Genomic DNA, 3784 nt, shown 5'->3' on the forward strand with positions numbered 1-3784 from the left:
CGGGCACAAAACGGGCCGCATCCGGCTCTGCCGGGGGCTCCGACACATAGCGCGGATCGCGCAACCATTTGAAGATCAGGTTGGCGTTCGTTGCGTAGCGCGGCGCCACCCGCGCCACCGACACCCCCGGTGCGGTCGTCTGCAAACAGATCGACCGCTTCTCCTCATCCGTCCAACGCCGCTTCGTCCGACGCGCCATCACGCACCCACAGTGTCCGCTATCCCATGATCGACACTGTCGATCACCCTCTACCCGAGGCAGTGCAGCGACGCCGGACGCTTACGTTTGACCTCGTGCGCAGCAGGTTCAAGGATGCCTGGGACCAGAGGCTTGGTCAGGCCAAGGCACGCTCACAAGCGGCACAAGCTGAAGTGAAAAAGCTGGCCAAGCAGATCGACAGTCTGGTCGATAGGATCGTTGAATCCCAGAACGACCGAGTGACGAAAGCCTATGAATCGCGCATTGCGAAGCTGGAGCGCGAGAAGATCAGATTGGAAGAAACCATCGCAAAATCGGGCAAGTCGAAGCATACCTTCGAAGAGTTGTTCGAACTATCGATGTCGTCTCTCGCAAGTCTTTGGAAAATATGAGATTCTGGGGGCTATCCCCTCAAGAGAATCGTCCTTAGACTGGGTTTTGCGGAGGGAGTTGCATACTCCCGCAAAAGCGGACTTCGAACGTCAAAAAGGCCTTGTCATTCAAGGTTTTGGAGGGGGTCCAATCAAGCGAATGTAAAATGGTGCGGTCGAGAAGACTCGAACTTCCACGGGAGTTACCCCACAGCGACCTCAACGCTGCGCGTCTACCAATTCCGCCACGACCGCACTGTCTTAGGCTTGGTGAGACGCTCTATAGAAAAGGCCGGGCGGGATGAAAAGGGGAAAATTCCCCGCGAGGTGCCTTTTTTCGATCAGGCTTCGGCGGCCTGCAAAGCGTGGGGTCGCGGTCTCGCAGTCCGGGGGAAAGGGCTGCGGGGCGGGGCGCCTGATGTCTTGACGCGCGGTGCGTGGGGGCCTAGCCCGAAGGCATGGTAGAGTGGATCACTTCCGACGGTCTCGTCCCTTACAGCGATGCCGTGGCCTTCATGGAGGCCCGCGCCGAGGCGATTGCCGCCGGCACGGCCGACGAGGCCATCTGGCTGATCGAACATCCGCCGCTTTACACCGCAGGGACCTCGGCCAGCATCGAGGATTTGCGGGACCCGGACCGCTTTCCGGTCTTCGTCTCGAAGCGCGGGGGGCAGTATACCTATCACGGGCCGGGACAGCGGGTGGTTTACGTCATGCTCGACCTCAACAAGCGCGGGCGCGACATTCGCGCCTTTGTTCAGCAGCTTGAGGCCTGGGTCATCGCGGCGCTGGCGGAGTTCAACGTGACCGGGCACATCCGCGACGGTCGCGTCGGGGTCTGGGTCGAACGACCCGACCGCGCACCCTTGCCCGATGGACGCATGGCCGAAGACAAGATCGCTGCCATCGGGATCCGTTTGCGCAGATGGGTCAGCTTTCACGGCATCTCTGTCAACGTCGAGCCGGACCTGGATCATTTCAGCGGTATCGTGCCCTGTGGCATCAGCGATTACGGCGTGACCAGCCTGGTCGATCTCGGGCTGCCGGTAACCTTGACCGATGTGGACGTGGCGCTGAGGCGCGCGTTCTATGAGGTGTTCGCGGATTGAGTGCGCGGCCCCTTGTGCGAACTGGCGGATCGCCACGCGGACCTTCGGTGGCGGGCCCGCAGCGAATGGCCGGCGCAAAGGGACAGCAGCAATCTTGTTGCGCGTTTTCGGGGGGACGGTGACAGTGGCATGTCTGTCCCGATGCCGCCGACGACCCCCCATACCGGCGCAATCGGAAGGTCAAACTGCCCTTTTCTCAATGTTGCCTTGCGGTTCGGCCTTTTTGTTCCATTCCCAATCCGACATCAGTTCGGTGATCGATTCCGACGGCAACGGAAGGCTGAAGAAAAGCCCCTGCACCTCGTTGCAGCCGTGTTTTCGCAAAAGGTCGACCTGATCCGCGGTCTCGACCCCTTCGGCGTTCGAGGTCATGCCCATGGAGGCGCCCAGCCCGATGATCGCTTCGATGATGCTGTCCGCATCCGAACATGTGCCCAGGCCGGTGATGAAGGATTTGTCGATCTTGATCTTGTCGAAGGGGAACCGGCGCAGATAGCTGAGGCTGGAATACCCTGTGCCGAAATCGTCCATCGCGATCCGCACGCCCATGGCCTGAAGCGCCAGAAGCGTGTCGATGGACTGATCGGTTTGGGCCAGCAGGACGCCTTCGGTGATTTCCAGTTCCAGCCGGGCGGGGTTCGCGCCTTCTTCTTGCAGCGCGCTGCGAACGATTTCGACCAGATTGCCATTGCGGAACTGCACAGGAGAGACATTTACGGCGAAGGAGAGATCGGGCCACTCTGTCGCCTGTCGGCAGGCTTCGCGGATCACCCATTCGCCAATCGAAACGATCAGGCCGGTTTCTTCGGCAAGGCCGATGAATTCATCCGGCCCGATCAGGCCCCGATCTTGGTGATACCAGCGGATCAAGGCTTCGACGCCCTTGATTTCGTTGGTGTTCAGATCGACCTGAGGCTGGTAGTGCAGTTTCAGCTCGTCGCGCAATATCGCCTGGCGCAGATCAGACTCCATCCTCTTGCGCGAGACCAGCTTGTCGTTCATCCGCTCTTCGAAGAACCGGAATGCGCCGCGCCCGTCCATCTTGGCCTTGTACAGCGCCAGATCGGCGCGTCGCAGCAGGGCTTGCGCGTCGTGCCCCTGGGGGCCGCCGCCGTCACGCAGGGCGATCCCGATGCTGGCGCCGATCAGCACCTCGTTGCCATCCAGATCGAACGGCAGCGACAGGTCAGCGATCAGCCGTTCCGACAATTTCGTCGCGCCGGCGGGCTGGTCGCAATGTTTCTGGATGATCGCGAATTCATCACCGCCAAGCCGGGCGAGTATATCGTTCTTGCGCAGGGCGGCGGTCGCACGCGCGGTCACCTGGCGGAGCAATTCATTGCCCGCCGCATGGCCAAGGATGTCGTTTACCTCCTTGAAATGATCGAGATCGAGGCAAAGAACCGCCATGGTCGCGCCGCAGCGCTCTGCGTCGCTGACGGAAAGCGACAGCCATTCGTTGAACAGCGACCGGTTCGGCATCCCCGTCAGCGGGTCGTGACTGGCCAGAAATGCGGCGCGATCGGTTGCGGCCCTGAGCAGGCGCAGCGGCAGCGTCGTGAGCACCATGAACGCCGCGATCGCCAGGCTTGCGGACAGTCCGAAGATCGCCACCGTCAGTTGCAGCGTTTCGCGCAGGCTTCTTGTGATCGTCACCTCGCCGACGACACCGCCGGAATCGTAGATCGCGGCGCTGGTGCTGACCTGCGGCGCGGCGACGCGGGCGCTGCCCGAGGCGAATATCTCGTCTCCGTTGGCGTTCCGGACGACGGATCGCCTGTCCTGATCGTCATTGGCCGTGACAAGGGATTCAAGGCGCAGGGTTTCATATTCCCACATGGTGGGGTTCTCGACGGCCAGCCTGGTCACCAGTCGGGCGCTCAGTTCGGCCTCTGCGGCTTCCTGACCCTTAACAAATGGGGTGTATCCCCTTGACGCAAGTAAGGCGATTTGCTATCTATGATGCATGGAAAAGAGCAAATCAGCATCCCCCGACTTTAGCGTCCGCGAGTTAAGAGGTGGTTCGGTTGATCTGAACAGGTTCCGGGCGTTTTCTAAGTGGTTTTCCGCCTTGGTTACGCCGCCACCGCCCCGGGCATCGGCTG

General features: G+C 61.1%; 4 protein-coding genes and 1 tRNA gene. 2 read left to right on the top strand and 3 right to left on the bottom strand.

The genetic code is table 11. The annotated features are described in order from the left end of the window. The coding region (locus tag ATI53_RS22490) for a transposase (protein ID WP_146610005.1) at positions 1–199 on the bottom strand (199 nt) is incomplete at its 3' end. Positions 200–225: 26 nt separating this feature from the next. Between ATI53_RS22490 and ATI53_RS22495 the strand changes: the two genes are divergently transcribed. Continuing rightward, entirely contained in the window at positions 226–591 is a 366-nt protein-coding gene (locus ATI53_RS22495) for a hypothetical protein (protein WP_111551424.1), read from the top strand. Positions 592–738: 147 nt separating this feature from the next. Here the strand turns inward: ATI53_RS22495 and ATI53_RS22500 are convergent. Then, positions 739–825 (bottom strand) — tRNA-Leu (locus ATI53_RS22500). Between the two features lie 203 nt (positions 826–1028). On the opposite strand from ATI53_RS22500, the gene lipB reads away from it, so the two are divergent. Further along, complete coding sequence (lipB, locus tag ATI53_RS22505; RefSeq protein WP_034451338.1) at positions 1029–1679, top strand: lipoyl(octanoyl) transferase LipB; 651 nt, start codon at positions 1029–1031, stop codon at positions 1677–1679. Positions 1680–1859: 180 nt separating this feature from the next. Here the strand turns inward: lipB and ATI53_RS22510 are convergent, their stop codons facing one another. Beyond that, the gene (locus ATI53_RS22510) at positions 1860–3548 is read right to left on the bottom strand and encodes a putative bifunctional diguanylate cyclase/phosphodiesterase (RefSeq protein WP_111551425.1); all 1689 of its coding nucleotides are present in this window, start codon (positions 3546–3548) and stop codon (positions 1860–1862) included. Positions 3549–3784: the final 236 nt, after the last annotated feature.

It is taken from the genome of Salipiger aestuarii, from assembly GCF_003259905.1.
Lineage (GTDB): Bacteria > Pseudomonadota > Alphaproteobacteria > Rhodobacterales > Rhodobacteraceae > Salipiger > Salipiger aestuarii.

What these genes read in the sequence shown, in the direction of transcription:
- ATI53_RS22495 (WP_111551424.1), top strand. Translation starts at nt 226, where the DNA reads ATGATCGACACTGTCGATCACCCTCTACCCGAGGCAGTGCAGCGACGC.
- lipB (WP_034451338.1), top strand. Translation starts at nt 1,029, where the DNA reads ATGGTAGAGTGGATCACTTCCGACGGTCTCGTCCCTTACAGCGATGCC.